Origin of the sequence: Staphylococcus coagulans (genome assembly GCF_002901995.1) — a bacterium.
In the GTDB taxonomy this organism is placed as follows: Bacteria; Bacillota; Bacilli; order Staphylococcales; family Staphylococcaceae; genus Staphylococcus; species Staphylococcus coagulans.
In genome coordinates, this window is the sequence record NZ_PPQN01000086.1 from 1 (window position 1) to 1,140 (window position 1,140).

At 26.3% G+C, this 1,140-nt stretch carries 1 protein-coding gene; it reads right to left on the reverse strand.

What is annotated here, in order from left to right; translation table 11 throughout:
- Positions 1–1,140: lanthionine synthetase LanC family protein (locus CD118_RS11255; protein ID WP_142380877.1), on the reverse strand; the 1,140-nt coding region annotated here is incomplete at both ends.

Consider the following 1,140-nt stretch of genomic DNA (forward strand, 5'->3'; position numbering starts at 1 on the left):
CATTAAAACCTAGTTCTTCTAAAATATTGCTTGTTTCAATAAAACCGCTGGCACCATTACATATAGAGTGATTATCAAAATAATAATGTTTTTTTAATAAATTTATATGTTCTTTTATAGAGTAATCCGGAGAATATTTTTTGTATAAAGCTCTACTCAACAAAACACCTAATAATCCATGAGATAGCGTGAAGTCTCTGAACTTTTCAAAAATCCTTCCATCATTTTTTTTGATAAGATTCATTACAAATTTCAAAACTATATTGTTATTAGTAATTTCGTACCCTCGTAACAAACCATAAATAATTCCGCTGTTTCCATGAGAAAAACCAATATCTTTAGGAACTCTATTCTTATTCTTAAGTATTTGAGTTTCTGTCATTACAATAGCTTTTTTTAACACTCTTTTGACATCGATATTTTTACAATATAAAAAAGCATCTCGTAGTAATGATAGTATACCTGATAAGCCACTGAAAAAATCTAAATTTTGGATTTTTTTCATATTAGATGTGTATGCTTCTAATATCGAAAATATTTTCTGCATACATTCAATATCATTATATCTATTCACTAGTATGACAAGCGGTTTTAATGCCGATAATATGTCATAATATGAAGAATAAAGGTTATCGTGTATTTTAATGTTACTAAGCAACGAATTCTTTACTAACCTATCAATTGAATCATTACCTTCATATAATAATAAATGAAACATTCCAGAAAGTCCGTCTGAATAATTTATATTCAAAGCGTTATATTCATAGGATTCGCTTAACGTCAAGCTCATACCTTCCCAGTTAATATCTTGAAAGTCGTAATCTCCTTTATAAGAAAAACCCACCAATTTATTGATTTCTTTAGTAATTAACTCATTACGAAAATCATGATTATCATTTTTGATATACTTTAAAGTCGTTCTTTGTCTTTTAAAATCCTCTACATCGCTATTAACCAATAGAATATCATTTAATATTTGGCATTGTTTTTTTATACTATCCTCATCAAATCTTTTGAATTTTTTCTTTACTAACTCTAATGGTGAAGATTTATATATATCTTTATGAATTGAATTATTGGTATATATGTCTTTTGTTGATGTATTATTATAAAATACAGGTACATCATTATTTAATAATG